The sequence below is a fragment of the Anaerobiospirillum succiniciproducens DSM 6400 genome (assembly GCF_000482845.1).
Lineage (GTDB): Bacteria > Pseudomonadota > Gammaproteobacteria > Enterobacterales > Succinivibrionaceae > Anaerobiospirillum > Anaerobiospirillum succiniciproducens.
In genome coordinates, this window is the sequence record NZ_AXWV01000085.1 from 1 (window position 1) to 14540 (window position 14540).

Here is a 14540-nt window from a genome sequence, read left to right on the forward strand (position 1 = left end):
ATTAATATCATTAGAAAAGTATTCAAAAATGCTTCTGTAAAGAAGCTATTTGATAGCGGCTGCGTGTTTCAGCCGATATGGGTAACTTGTTAACCATATGAGATTTGGCGCAACGACGCCATGAAGCTCACGCCATAATCGTAAGATTTGGCTGGAGCAATTCACGCCGACTCTTAAAACTTGTACTACATCTTAAAACTGCACTTTTATGATGCTTAAAAGCGCACTTTATGGGCTTTATAAGTGCTTAGGTATTCAGTTTTTATGACAGTACGTATATAGAGTAAAAGATGCACTCAGCGCTATAGGCGTATGGCACTAGTACTTTTTTATAAAAGGTATGCCATATATTTCTATATTTGAGCTGACAAAAGCGTGCTGAAATGACTTTATCAAAATTAAAGCTTAGATCTAAGATCTAGCACCCTTATATGGGCTACTAACCTTTAGATAATTGAGACTAAAACATAAGCATCTATAAGGTTACGGGGATCAACTCTCGCTCTTGTCTCCCTGTAGTACCAAGATTTCATCAAGACTTAGGCTTATGCCTAGTCTTGGTTTAAAACTAAGCCATCTTGACTATTTCTTGGGCCAATATGGTTTAAAGTCGCTTATGCGGCTATTAAAAGCTAGCAGTGTGGCACTCTTCATATATATAGCTGAAGCTCTGCTCACTTGTGCCTAGGCATTTTGCTTAGGAGTTTTGTTATTTTCCAAGACTTTTATTTACTAAGAGCCTTGAAATCTAGCAAATTAAGCAATTTATTAAATAAGGATTATCAGGTATGTTCCTGTCCAATTTAAAAGAGAAGTATCTCGTTCCGAGTGCTCTTGCTGTAGCAGTGTTTATGCTCACAGCCTGTGGTGACGGTGCGCAACAATCTGGTCCTCAGGGTGTTCCTGCGGATATCGTAGTAGCTAAGACCATGGAAGTGCCAATTGTGTCCACTCTCACTGGCCGTGTTAGCTCTACCCGCCGTGCCGAGGTTCGTCCTCAGGTATCAGGCATTATTCAAAAGCGCTTGTTCACCGAAGGTTCAACTGTAAACCAAGGCGATCAGCTCTATCAGATCGACCCTGCTTTATATGAAGCACAGGCCAATGTTGCTGCAGCTAACTTAAAGAGTGCTAAGGCTAGCCTTTATACCGTTAAGTTAAAGGCTGATCGCTATCGTTCTTTATTAGAGAAGAAAGCTGTAAGTAAGCAAGACTACGATGATGCTCAGGCAGCATACCTCCAGGCTGACGCTGCAGTTAAGGCTGCAGAAGCTGCTGTAGAAACAGCCAATATCAACCTGGCTTATACCAAGGTTTATGCTCCTATTTCAGGACGTATCTCCAAATCCAATGTCACCGAAGGTGCACTGGTTAATGCTCAGCAGACCAATCCTTTAACCATCATTCAGCAGCTTGATCCTATGTATGTTGACTTAGGTCAAACCGTTGAAGACCACATGGCTTTGCGTGCTGCTCTGAGCACTGGTCGTTTTAAGACCACTGATGGCAAGGCTCCTGTAGACATTTATTTCTCTAATGGTCAAAAGTACCAGCACCAAGGTCAGCTTGAGTTCTCCGACGTGTCTGTTGATGAGACTACTGGCATGGTAAGCCTGAGAGCTATTGTTCCTAACCCAGATCACATGTTACTGCCAGGCATGTTCCTGCGTGGTGACTTACATGAAGGTACCCTGCCAGAGGCTGTTGTAGTTAAGCAGGATACTGTTATTCGTGAGTCTGGCGGCCTTAGCTATGTGTTCACCATTGATGACAAGGGCATCGCTCAACGTACCATCATTAAGATCGGCACTGAGTATGAAGGCTACTTTGTTGTTACCTCTGGCCTGAAGGCAGGTGATCGTATTGTTGGCTCTAATCTGCAGAAGATTCGCTCCGGCACTCCAATCATCGATGCAGCTGCTATGGAAGCTGCACAGAAGGGCGCTGAAAAGCCAGCCAAATAACCTGCTGCAATCAGTAGCGCTACACCTTCTAAGATGGCAATCATGAGTTCATGTATGCCCTTGTAGCTTAAGCGCTGCGAAGGAATATAGCTTTATGGCACGTTTCTTTATCGATCGCCCTATCTTTGCATGGGTTATTGCGATCGTAATTATGCTGGCAGGTATCGTATCTGTATTTACCTTGCCAGTATCCCAATACCCGACTATTGCACCTCCTGCTGTATCCATCCGCGCCTCTTATCCAGGTGCTGATGCTTCTACCGTGGAGCGCTCAGTAACACAGATTATTGAGCAGAATATGACGGGTCTTGACGGTTATATGTACATGTCAGCTAACTCTGACTCGTACGGTAACTCTTCTATTACCATTACTTTCGAGCCTGGTACCGATCCTGATATTGCTCAGGTGCAGGTACAAAACAAGCTCCAGCAGACCCAGTCACAGTTACCAGCAGTAGTGCAGACTAATGGTGTTAACGTGTCTAAGTCTACCGATGCCTTCTTAATGGTGGTCGGTCTTAGCACTAAAGATACTCTGCACAACCGTACTGACCTGTCTGACTACATCTTCGCCAACATTCGTGAGCCATTAGCTCGTGTTGCTGGCGTAGGTGATCTACAGGTATTCGGCTCTGAGTTTGCCATGCGTATCTGGTTAGACCCAGAAAAGCTTACTAACTTAGCTATTACTGTTCCTGAGATTACTGCAGCTATTAAGGCTCAAAATGCCCAGGTAACCTATGGTTCTTTAGGTGGTACTCCTGCTGTTCCAGGCCAGCAATACTCTTACTCTATTACTGGTCAGAAGCGTCTTGAGAACGTTGAGCAGTTTGAAAACATTCTGCTACGCGTTAACACTGACGGCACCATGGTGCGTTTAAAGGATGTAGCTAGAATTGAGCTTGGCTCTGAGTCCTATCAGATCGGCGCTACCTACAATGGCAAAGATTCTACTGGTATTGCAATTCGTCTGGCCTCAGGCGCTAACGCTCTGGATACTGCTAAGAACGTTAAAGCACTGATGGACGAACTCTCAGCATATTTCCCTGAATGGATTGAGCTTGATTATCCATACGACACCACTGAGTTTATTAAGGTATCCATTGAGGAAGTATTCCAGACCTTAATCGAAGCTGTCGTGCTTGTTGTGCTGATTATGTATCTGTTCTTACAGAACTTCCGCGCAACCTTGATTCCTTCTATTACTGTGCCTGTGGTGCTCTTAGGTACCTTCGCCATCATGGCCGTGCTCGGCTTCTCCATTAACACTCTGACCATGTTCGGAATTGTGCTGGCCATCGGTCTGCTCGTTGACGACGCCATTGTGGTGGTTGAGAACGTAGAGCGTATTATGGATGAAGAGGAGTTACCTCCTCGTCAGGCAACCATTAAGTCCATGGATCAGATTACTGGCGCTCTTATCGGTATTGCACTGGTACTGTCAGCTGTATTCATTCCTATGGCTTTCTTCGGTGGTTCTACTGGTGTTATTTATCGTCAGTTCTCTATTACCATCGTATCTTCCATGGTGCTTTCAGTATTAGTAGCCCTGATTTTGACTCCAGCACTGTGTGCAACCATGCTCTTATCTAAAGAACAGCGTGAGGCTGCTCCTAAAAATAAGGCTATGGCTTTTGCTAAAGACAAGGGTGATATCCTGATGAAGCCTGTAACCAAGTTCTTTACTTGGTTTAATAAGGCTTTTGATTTAGCATCTCACTCTTATCAAAAGCACGTAAGCAAGGTAGTAAATCAGTTAAAGCGTCAGATCGTAGCTTACTTTGCTATCTGTGCAGCTTTAGTATTCTGCTTCATGCGCATTCCTTCAGCCTTCTTACCAAACGAAGACCAAGGTGTGCTCATGGCCATGGTAAGTCTGCCTGCAGGATCCACTGTTGAAAAGACCAATAGCGCACTTGACAAGATCTCCAATTACTTCACCACTGCAGAAGGTGAAAACATTGAGTCCATCATGTCCATTAGTGGCTTCTCATTCTCAGGTGCTGGCCAGAATGCTGGTATGGCATTCTTACGCTTAAAGGACTGGTCTGTGCGCACCCGCGCTGATCAGCATGCTGATGCTATCGTAAACCGTTCTTACATGCCTTTAATGGGCATTCGTGAGGGTCTGGCTTTTGCCTTCAACCTCCCTGCTATTCCTGAGCTCGGTGTTGCCTCTGGTTTCGAGCTCTATCTGCAAGATAATGGCGGTGCCGGTCATGAGGCCCTCACCAAGATGCGCCAAGAGTATATCTATGCCGCACAGCAGTCACCTCTGTTAATGCAGGTTCGTGCTAACGGACAAGAAGATACTCCTCAGTTCAAGCTGAATATCGATTATGAGAAGGCCTTAGCTTTAGGTCTGACCATTTCTGATATTAATAGCACCTTATCTGTAGCATGGGGTTCTGCTTATGTCGATAACTTCATGGAACACGCTCGTGTTAAGAAGGTGTTCGTTCAGGCCGAAGCAGATGCCCGTATGAATGAGCTCGACCTTAATAAGTGGTATGTACGTAACAACAAGGGCCAAATGGTTCCTTGCTCAGCGTTCATTCGCACTCAGTGGGACTTTGGTTCCCCACGTCTTGAGCGTTTTAACGGTGTAGGTGCCATGAACATTCAAGGTGCCCCAGCTCCTGGTGTTTCAACTGGTGAGGCTATGAATGAAATGGAGCGTATCGCTCGTGAAGTACTGCCATCTGGCTATGGTATTTCATGGACTGGCGTTTCATTCCAAGAGCGTCTGTCTGGCTCACAGGCTCCACTCTTATACGCAGTATCATTACTCATCGTATTCCTGTCTTTAGCAGCTTTATATGAGTCTTGGTCCATTCCTTTTGCTGTTATGCTCGTGGTTCCACTTGGTATTATCGGTGCTGTATTAGCTGCTCTGATTACCCAGTACCTGCCAGTACAAACAGTCTTAAGAAATGACGTGTACTTCCAAGTAGGTCTCTTAACCACTGTAGGTCTGTCAGCTAAGAACGCGATCTTGATTGTAGAGTTCGCAAAGGAGCTCTATGACAAAGGCCACCGCCTTACAGACTCAGTTATTGAGGCTGCACGTATCCGTCTGCGTCCTATCTTAATGACCTCTGCCGCATTCGTGCTCGGTGTGCTGCCATTAGCTATCTCCTCAGGTGCTGGTGCGGCAGGTCGAAATGAGATTGGTATCTGCGTTATCGGCGGTATGCTCTCAGCTACCATCTTGGCTATTTTCTTCGTGCCTGTATTCTTCGTACTAGTAATGCGTTACTTCACTAAGTACATTCCTGCAGATCAAAAGAAGAAGATGGCTGAAATCGAAGAGGCTCGCATCCGTGAAAGACAGCAGCGTGCTATCGAAAACGGGCGCAAGCTCCCTCCACAAGAGTAATCACTCTCACGACTCTCCTAACAAGAGTCGCAATCACCCTGATTAAGCATTGCTTAGTCAGGGACACATACCCAAAATCCTTACAGGCCTACATGGCCATATAAAGCGCAGCGCAAGCTGCGCTTTTTCTTTGCCCTCCATCCACATCCTCACCGCTAGCCTCTTAGCGTCCTAGCTCTCATATCAGAGCTCAATGCGAATCTCTCCTAGATAGACTCGAGCCTTTCAGCGCCGCAATCTAGACTAGATAGACTCAAGCCTTGCAGCGGTGCAACCTATCCTACCTAAACCTCAACCGAACCTAGCCGTGACATGTGAGCCTAGCTTGGCCAAGTCAGAACCAGGTTGTGACAAGTGAACTTGCCTGCATAAGGTCTCAACCTTTCATATCAAAAACCATCCCCACCAGCACCAAGCCATATCTATTCACCACTTGTAACAACATGCCATGGCCATGCTAGCGCTTCTTACTTTAATGGGGTCGCCTTTACCTTTCTCTTTAGCTCTGCAGGCAAAACCTATCCCTTGATCTTCAGTGGTAGTAAGTGGATGAGCTATGTTTTTCTGACATAAAAAAGGGCCACAACCTTTAGGAAGTGACCCTCTTTTAAAGTGATGCTAGAGCCTTAACTTAGCAAGGCAGTTACATTAGCCTTAGCTTTAACTAAGCCGAGCTGTTACATTCGCTTAGCGTTAGCTTGGATGGGGAAGCTGCCATTCTTTGGTTTGGCATAGCATCAAATTGGCAATTTGCCTTTTGCACTAGAACTGCTTGTGAGCAATTTCCTGGCTGATGCGCTCAGCAATCATATCTAACTCGCGAGTAATGTTCTCTGTATCTGCAATTAAGGCAGAGTTGTTCTGGCTATTTGCACGCAGATCATCTGATGAAGACTCAATCAGGGTAAGAGATTGAGATTGTGACTGAACAGAACTCTTAAGAGTATTGATGTTCTCGATGAGTTTGCTAGAGATCTGAATGATATCGTTCAAGCTGTTCTGTGTTACACCAGCTAAAGCACGAACTTCATCAGCAACCACAGCAAAGCCACGACCATGAGCACCAGCACGAGCAGCCTCAATAGCAGCATTTAACGCAAGAAGGTTAGTCTGATCGGCTACGTCTCGAATTGAGGCAACCACATTTTGAATCTTAGCTGCGTTATCTTCAATTTCCTTAGTGCGAATACCAACCTCTTCGTTAGAAGCAGTAATGGTTCGTGTTGCATTAAGTGTATTGTCGATAAGGCGCAGCTGATCATCAATTGACTTAGCAATAGCACCAACAGAGCTAGTCTGCTGTTGTGACTTCTCGCGCAGTGAGTCAGATAAAGCTCTATCAGCTGCTAATACAGAACTCATGGCATCACCTAAACCGTTGATACCGTCAATGAGCTCCTTGTACATGCCCTGAGCCTGTTCATTATCGATACGACCACGGAAATCATTGTTCTCAAAGCTGTGGATAAGGTCGGTGACTTGAGAGAGCAGACCATAAACACCAGCAATAGTGTCATTAAGTGAGTGGGTTAAATTAGCTACGTAATCATCCTTCGGCTCATAGCGAATACGAGTATTAAGATTACCAGCACCCACATCATTAATGGTTTCTTGCACTGCATTTATAGACTTGATGTTATCAACAACACCCTCTTCGATCCTCTCGCCCATATCGCACAGGATATCGATAGTCTCGGCAATCTCATCCTTATTAGCTGCACGTTTGAATGCAGGAACCTTAGTCTTGCGATCAAAGAAGTCAGCAAATGCCTTAATGTTGTAGGTAAGTAAGGCAAGGCGACCATGTAGCATACGGAAAATGAAGAAGTTAAAGACAAAAATTAAGATAATTGTCAGAATTCCAATTAATGCAGATGCTTTAAGCACTTGGGTAAGAGGAGCTGTAACTTCATCACGAGTGATAAGTCCAATGATGGTCCATCCTAACTCTTTGTCTTTAAGAGCTAAAACCACATATTCAGTGCCATCTTTGGCAGTATAGGTATCGTATGGCAGCCCTTTGTTGATGATATTTTGTACCACAGCGTGTAAGCCCGGCATGATGTCGTCGGTCTTAGCCTCTAAGATGAGCTTAGGATTAGCATGTAACTGCACAGTACCGTCATCAGCCGCACAAATAAAGTGGCCAGTATCACCAAACTTCTGATTACCGATCATAGTAATAAGATCGCTAATGTTGGCACCAGCACCGGTTATACCGATAACCTTACGATTATCGTCAAATACCTTGTAGTTGATATATAAGGCAAGATCGCCAGTTACATCGTCAATATCAGTATTAACCACATAAGTATCACTGCTTTCAATGGTTTCATTGAGCCAGGCATCACGACCATTAAACTGCAGTGGACCTAAATCCTCACCGTTGTAGATATAAATACCTTTTGTGAAAGTGGCTAAGAAAGTAGAGTACAGGCTGAACTCTTTTTTAATAGAGTTAACTTCCTCGCGGTAATCATCCCAAAATGCTGGATCATGATTACTCTTCATCCAATTGATGGTATGTCTAGACAATGCCATAGAACGTGACAGCTGTATGAATGGGTCAATCTCAGAGTGAATGTTCTTGGCAATGAGTTCAACTTTAGCCGGAAGCTGTTCACGCAGAATCTCCTGACGAATCAGTGATACTGAGATCTGATAGAACACAAATGTAATGGCAATGATAGCCACTAGGCTAGACAGGATGCTAGAAATAGCAATGCGTCGGACCAGAGAATTTCTGACCATGATAGCTCCTGATGTTTGCAAGCAGCGCCAAAACACTGCCTAGACGCAATCAACTACATAATGGCACTCATGAAGCTAAGCCTACACTGTTAAGGTGAGGTTTAGAGCAGTCTAGGGAAGTCTTCTATCTCGACGTACACAAGTGTAATAGACTTATAGATATCAGCTTAAATAAGCTTGATCTCTCAATAGCTACGAGTCTTAGAAGAGTTTGGCAAACTAGTAAAGTATCCACACGCCTAAGTTTGCGTGAGTAAATTCCTTCCATAATCCTTAGTAAAAATACAATCTAGCGCATAGCAAAATTTCTGTGCTAAAGAATAAGGAAACGGTAAAGGTACTTGATTTGATTATGAGCACAGTTAGTAAATGTTTCAGTGAGTTTGGAGCATTAATATTAAGCATGCAAGACAATGAAGTGTATTAAACTGTGTCAAAGAAAATGGAATTATAGGCTTAAGTAACATCAGTAACACTACTAAAAGATGGTTTTGTGATCCTATGTAGCATTAACTAATTAAACTTATCAGTATCTATGATGCAGGCCTCATTTTGAGTCATACTTTGCTCATAAAAAGTGCAAATAGATTGCAGATTTACTGCAAATAGTTGCATAGCGTTGTTCTATCTGTTCGCCAATTAAACTCTTAAGTTCTAAAAGTCAACGTGGTACTAGAAAGAATAATCCTCAAAAAATAGCCATTTCATTATCATTACACATAACCAATACGCTGCTATACCAGTAATTAAGCTTTGTCATCACCAAAAACTCAAGAGTAAAACCCACATCCCATTTTGTTAAATTTAAAAGCACTTTGCGCATTTTTAGGGCGATTTTGGGCTATTGTTTCCAACATCGGTGCAGTGAATGTAAAAGAAGCTCTCTACAATCATTGGTTTCACTTAGATTGCTTCTTTTAATGCTAGTAATGGGCATCTTAAAAACGTTATCGCTTAAGAAAAGATTGATCTTTAGATTCGATAGCAGCATTTGCTAGCACAACTGACCACTCTCAAGACTTGTTGTGTGGCGTGGTTTTTCTCTTAGTTCACGGTTATTACGAGAATTTTCTAGGAGCTTTTGCATGATCAAGCGTACTCTTTTAGCAGCAGCCTTATTTGTCGCAAGCAGCAGCGCCGCTATGGCATTACCAAATGTTGAAGTTTTAGCCACTGGCGGTACCATTGCCGGTGCTGGTCAGTCTGCTACTGACACTGCTTACACTGCTGGTAAGGTTTCTGTAAACCATCTCGTAGCTGCAGTGCCACAGCTTGCAGAAATCGCTAATGTAATCCCTAAGCAAGTAGTTCAGATCGGCTCTCAAGACATGACCGACGATGTCTGGTTAACCTTAGTTAAGACCATTAACCAAGACTGTAACAAGGTAGATGGCTTCGTGGTAACACACGGCACCGATACCATGGAAGAAACTGCTTATTTTGTTAATCTAACTGCCAAGTGCGAAAAGCCTATCGTTTTTGTAGGCGCAATGTTGCCATCTACTGGTCTATCAGCTGATGGTCCTAAGAATCTATACAACGCAGTAGTAGTTGCCTCAACTAAAGAGGCAGGCGGTCGCGGTGCCATGGTTGCCATGGACGACAAGATCATTTCTGCTCGCGACGTAATTAAGACCAACACTACCTCTGTTGAAACATTCCAAGGTGCAAACTTTGGCACCATGGGCTACATCTTCAACTCCAAAGTTCACTTTGCTAACACCCCAGACACTCCTCATACCAAGGACACTCCATTTGATGTTAGCAAGCTCGACAAACTGCCTAAGGTTGGCATTGTCTACAACTACTCCAACGTACCAGCTGAGCCGCTCAAGGCTTTATTAGATGCAGGTTATGAGGGTATTGTTACTGCCGGTGTTGGTAATGGCAACATCCATAAGAACCTCTTCCCATTACTTGAGAAGGCCGCTAAAGACGGTGTAGCAGTAGTTCGCTCTAGCCGTGTTCCAACAGGCTCAGCTACCAAAGACGCCGAGATCGACGATAAGAAGTACGGCTTTGTTGCAGGTCAGTTCTTAAACCCACAAAAGGCCCGCGTATTACTGCAGCTTGCCTTAACTAAGACCAAGGATCCAGCAAAGATCCAAGAATACTTTGACAAGTACTAATTAATAAGAGGCATTAGTCGATAACTACTAATTCTAACTAATGCAGCTTATCCAATTTAGCTTTCTCCATTCAGGCTCAGCCCGCCAGCTGGGCCTTTTTCATGCCCGCCAATCAAGATCGTAGCCATAGCCAAATGTAAAGGTAGCTGCTGATGCAACTGCAGATAGACTGCTACGCCACAAGCATGGTGTAAACAAGAAATTTAAGGCGGATGGCTCTTAAACTACGAGGCTAGCGCTAAGCATTTGAAATACATAACAATGCTGATACACATGAGAATATCTAGCCATGTAGAAGAGGATTACTAAGATCAGTAGATGGTCAAAAGGCCGTGAAATTAGGCTTTCTTTAGGATCATGACAGATCCTTTTGCTTTTGCTTAGGTGATAGTCTTTCCGCGTGACAAAGATTTTCAATGCATATCACATTTGCTAGGGTATGCTAAATATAACCTTTTTACTATTTGAATAGGCTTGTATCGCTTCGATGCATGCCGATAAACAAGGGCCATCAGCCTTAGGAGCTATCAATGTCTGGATTCGTCAACGAGAGTTTGTTTGTTATCGATATGGATGACACCTCACCGAGCATTCTGCCAATTGGCGAGGTCTTACCTGACGGAATCAAGATTGCTGTAGATCGCGACCGTGGTGAAGAGTTTGCCTTCTACGTAAGTGAAGATGGCCGCTTCGATATCTTAGCTGCTCGTCCTGCATTAGCTGAGCGCTGGGTACAAGAGGGTTACCTGCCAAAGCGTGCTTTGCAGTTACACATCGATGAGACTGGCGAGATTGATTGTTACTTACTCATCAGCCCAAGCTCACACGTCATGATGCGCCTGTCAGATGCTCGTGTTTACGGTAGCTGCTACTACTCTCACGTAGTTGCTGCATGTATGTGGGGTACTCGCCACAAGGATCCATTTATCAACATGCGTGATGGCATTATCTGTGAGCTTTACGGTGTAGTGCTTCCTTGCTACACCAAGACTCCAAAAGTTGCTGACGCATCCTTACTAGCCAATGCTTTACGTGGTCAGTACGATGATGAAGACTTACGCTCTCCTGAGGACTACTCTGATGGCAAGGGTGGTTTAAGCCGTATGACCATCAATGAGCTGCACGCTAAGCACAACATGGCTAAAGATATCATCGAGCCTTACTTCCATGTTGGTGAGTATGTCGATGAGTTTGTACAGACAGCTCCTCACGCTACCATCACTGGTCCATTAGAGCTTAGAAAGGAATATCAGATCTACGCTACTGATACTGACGTTATTCTGCTTGTTATGAGTGAGGCTTGGGCTGAGAAGTTATGCTCTTTAAATCTCCTCATTAAGTCAGACTTTAAGAACGTTCAGCTCGGTCGTGAGATGGTGAAGGTATTAGCTCTCCCTCGTCGTGCTGCTCTTGAGGCTTTTGATAACCGCCACTATGGTATTAGCAGCAAGGAAGTCTACGAGATTGCATTAGCTATCTACCGCGCACGTACTAAGATGCCAGAGGCCTCTTTAAAGGATGCTCTGTACATTCAGCAGCTTGGCTTAGTACTGCCAGTTAAGTTTGAGGGTGGCTCTTTGGAAGAAGATGTTGCGCTCATGCGTGAAATTGTTCACGTAGGTCCTTTTGCACAAGGTCCATTCTTAAACGACATCGCAACTACCGCTGTTGCTATCGTTAGCGCAGCTAACGCTAAGTAACCATACTAAATAGCTACTAGAAATCTAAGCAAGAAATGTTACAACTAAGGCCTAGAATATAGGCCTTGTGTCTGTATTTTTTGTCTTATAACAATGTAAAAAGTTCTTAGTGTACTTTTATCATTGACTCTAGTAAGCCATTTACTCTTCAATTGAACGTTGCTATGTGCCTTTGTATCGGGAAATATTTAACTTACATGATGGTGTGACGATGCTGTTAAAGCGCCTTTTGAAACAATTTCTATGCAACTTTGTGTGTTGATTTTGTAAAGAAAAAAGCGCTTTGTGATAATCATTTGCAACAATCAGCTAAGCTCAGTATTTCTCGTACAATTGACGTTATCACATGTAATTGGTCAAAAAGCGCGTATCAGTCATTGAACCACAGTCATATTTACACAAAAGTACATATGATTGAGTCATAAAATGGCCATAAACAAGATGTACACGCTATAATACACCGTCCTAAAAGATGGTTTTAGGCACTTTATGTGAGATGTCTTAGCTTAATGGGCTTAAGTTGCTCATGATGCATATAGCGGCATCAACAATCAGTTTACAAGCTGGTTTTCTGCCTCGTCAGTCACGAAGGGCTTTTAGGCAAGGTGACAGCTATTAGCAGAAAACTTGCAGGCAGCGATGGTTAGCTATTAAGAGCTAACAGGCAAAGCGACTTTAAGACACACGTTGTCTTTGATGCTACAAGTTGTTGTTACAACTCTTGATTTGTCCTGCATGCTGCCACTTGGACGCATGTCCCTCAATCAGACATTTGATTGCACTGAGTCATAAGTTATTAAAACTTGCTCAAGTACTAAACGTCTGATTGTTCACTTACTTTTGTGTTTAGACAGAACTGAACATAACAAGAACAGAGTGTATGTTCTCCAGCATTCAAGCAAGCAATAGTTTGCCCCCTGGAAACTGCAATGCACGGCCTCAGATACAAGACCACAGCAATCTCTTATCAGTCGCTGCCTTACCACTATGTGTACTTTTATACGCCACATTGCTGTAAGTGACGCAAACAATTTGTCTGTATACTCCTGTCAGCTGAAACTTTATCAGCACCCACGGACGTGGCATGGTATGAACCTATAAGATCCACTCCGGGACTGACAGTCATGTTTTAAAGGCTAGTAGGCATGAAAAAAATCGGCTTATTCTACGGCACCTATACCGGCACCACCGGTAACATCGCCAAGCGTATTGCTCAGGAACTCGGTGAGGAATATGTTGATCTGCACAACATCAACACCGACGGCGAAATGATGGGTGAGTACGACTACCTCATCATCGGCACTTCTACTTGGAGTGTTGGTGAACTCCAGGAAGATTGGGATGCTTTCATGCCAAAGCTCGAGGATATGAAGTTCGACGGTAAGATCGTAGCTTTATTTGGTACCGGCGATCAGATCGGCTATCCTGACACTTTCCTCGACGGCATGGGTATGCTCTACGAGACTTTCCAGTTCCGTAACGCTAAGTTCGTAGGCTTCTGGCCAACTCAGGGCTATGATTTTACAAGCCCACTCCCTCTTTATAACCACGATAACTTCGTAGGCTTAGCTCTTGATGAAGACAATCAGCCAGAGCTGACCGATGAGCGTATCAAGAAGTGGTGTGAGCTTATCCGCCCATCCTTCAATCTCGATTAATAAATACTCTTAGCAGCTAGGCCTATTGGCCACTATGCTGTTTTTCAGAAGGGAACATTGCTATCAAAGATACTGACGGCAAGTTCCCTTTTTTCATGCCTAAAGATCACCTGCAGCATTAATCTTTCACGTTTTAGCCTAGCCATAAGTACGCTGAGCTCTGCGTTATGTGCAGTATGCAGGTCTAGACGGATATTAAATGCAAGGTTCTTTACTAAATCTGAACTTAATAACTTGATGAGGCAGGATTGATTGGCACTGCTTGTGCCGTGGAGATTAGCTCTTGAATAACGCACTAAATGTGTTATTTGTAGGATTTATCGCTACTGCATAGATACAACATACAGAAACAAAAAAAGTCATCGATTGATGACTTTCTTTTCGTTTACTGAGATGGTGCGAAAGGAGGGACTCGAACCCTCACACCTCGCGGTACTAACACCTGAAGCTAGCGCGTCTACCAATTCCGCCACTTTCGCATCCAGTAAGACCTTGATTGGCGACCCCGATGAGAATCGAACTCATGACCACCAGCTTCGGAAACTGATACTCTATCCAACTGAGCTACGGGGTCATTTTCATCACCGTGGTGAATCAAGTGATGTGCATTATAGCAAGCCCTTTTTAAATTGCAATATTCGGCCCTCAAAATTTTTCAAGATATTGCATAGCCACCATAATCGGTGCAGCGCCTTGTTATAAATAGGATTATCAAAGACACCACTTAGCTAACTTAGTTTAGTATGCATGGTACTTTTGCGCTTTTCTTAAGGAAGCTATTTGAAAATGTCTAGATATGATAAGAAAGCGCAAGGCTTGATAGGAATGGCGGTTCTTATGCGAAAATCTAGGAATGTGTGAGAATCCTCACAAATATTGATTACTGTACAGTACCGCGTGCGCTAACTCCTATCTAAAACGATAGTATGCGCCCGTTTGACTCTTCATTAAAGCTATAA

The 14540-nt window shown here is 43.8% G+C and carries 6 protein-coding genes and 2 tRNA genes; 5 read left to right on the forward strand and 3 right to left on the reverse strand.

Going from position 1 to position 14540, the window contains the following annotated elements; genetic code table 11:
- Positions 1 to 788: 788 nt before the first annotated feature.
- A complete protein-coding gene (locus H524_RS0110360) occupies positions 789 to 1964 on the forward strand; it encodes an efflux RND transporter periplasmic adaptor subunit (protein WP_044122032.1) in 1176 nt (391 codons plus the stop codon).
- A 94-nt stretch (positions 1965 to 2058) separates the two neighbouring features.
- On the forward strand, positions 2059 to 5343 hold the full coding sequence (locus tag H524_RS0110365) for an efflux RND transporter permease subunit (protein WP_027940169.1): 3285 nt from the start codon (positions 2059 to 2061) through the stop codon (positions 5341 to 5343).
- A 762-nt stretch (positions 5344 to 6105) separates the two neighbouring features.
- Here the strand turns inward: H524_RS0110365 and H524_RS16745 are convergent.
- Complete coding sequence (locus tag H524_RS16745) at positions 6106 to 8094, reverse strand: methyl-accepting chemotaxis protein (RefSeq protein ID WP_052339053.1); 1989 nt, start codon at positions 8092 to 8094, stop codon at positions 6106 to 6108.
- Positions 8095 to 9179: 1085 nt separating this feature from the next.
- On the opposite strand from H524_RS16745, the gene ansB reads away from it, so the two are divergent.
- The 3 genes from ansB (at position 9180) to H524_RS0110385 (ending at position 13581) form a co-directional block, all read left to right on the forward strand.
- Positions 9180 to 10223, forward strand: a complete 1044-nt coding sequence (gene ansB, locus H524_RS0110375; RefSeq protein ID WP_027940170.1) for an L-asparaginase 2 — start codon at positions 9180 to 9182, stop codon at positions 10221 to 10223.
- Between the two features lie 530 nt (positions 10224 to 10753).
- On the forward strand, positions 10754 to 11923 hold the full coding sequence (locus H524_RS0110380) for a hypothetical protein (protein WP_027940171.1): 1170 nt from the start codon (positions 10754 to 10756) through the stop codon (positions 11921 to 11923).
- A 1145-nt stretch (positions 11924 to 13068) separates the two neighbouring features.
- On the forward strand, positions 13069 to 13581 hold the full coding sequence (locus H524_RS0110385) for a flavodoxin (RefSeq protein ID WP_027940172.1): 513 nt from the start codon (positions 13069 to 13071) through the stop codon (positions 13579 to 13581).
- Between the two features lie 394 nt (positions 13582 to 13975).
- Here the strand turns inward: H524_RS0110385 and H524_RS0110390 are convergent.
- A tRNA-Leu gene (locus tag H524_RS0110390) sits at positions 13976 to 14060 on the reverse strand.
- A gap of 18 nt (positions 14061 to 14078) precedes the next feature.
- Positions 14079 to 14155: transfer RNA gene (locus H524_RS0110395), tRNA-Arg, on the reverse strand.
- Positions 14156 to 14540: the final 385 nt, after the last annotated feature.

Bases quoted from the DNA above. Each gene is read 5' to 3' on its own strand.
- H524_RS0110360 (WP_044122032.1), top strand. From the start codon at position 789: ATGTTCCTGTCCAATTTAAAAGAGAAGTATCTCGTTCCGAGTGCTCTT.
- H524_RS0110365 (WP_027940169.1), top strand. From the start codon at position 2,059: ATGGCACGTTTCTTTATCGATCGCCCTATCTTTGCATGGGTTATTGCG.
- H524_RS16745 (WP_052339053.1), bottom strand. From the start codon at position 8,094: ATGGTCAGAAATTCTCTGGTCCGACGCATTGCTATTTCTAGCATCCTG.
- ansB (WP_027940170.1), top strand. From the start codon at position 9,180: ATGATCAAGCGTACTCTTTTAGCAGCAGCCTTATTTGTCGCAAGCAGC.
- H524_RS0110380 (WP_027940171.1), top strand. From the start codon at position 10,754: ATGTCTGGATTCGTCAACGAGAGTTTGTTTGTTATCGATATGGATGAC.
- H524_RS0110385 (WP_027940172.1), top strand. From the start codon at position 13,069: ATGAAAAAAATCGGCTTATTCTACGGCACCTATACCGGCACCACCGGT.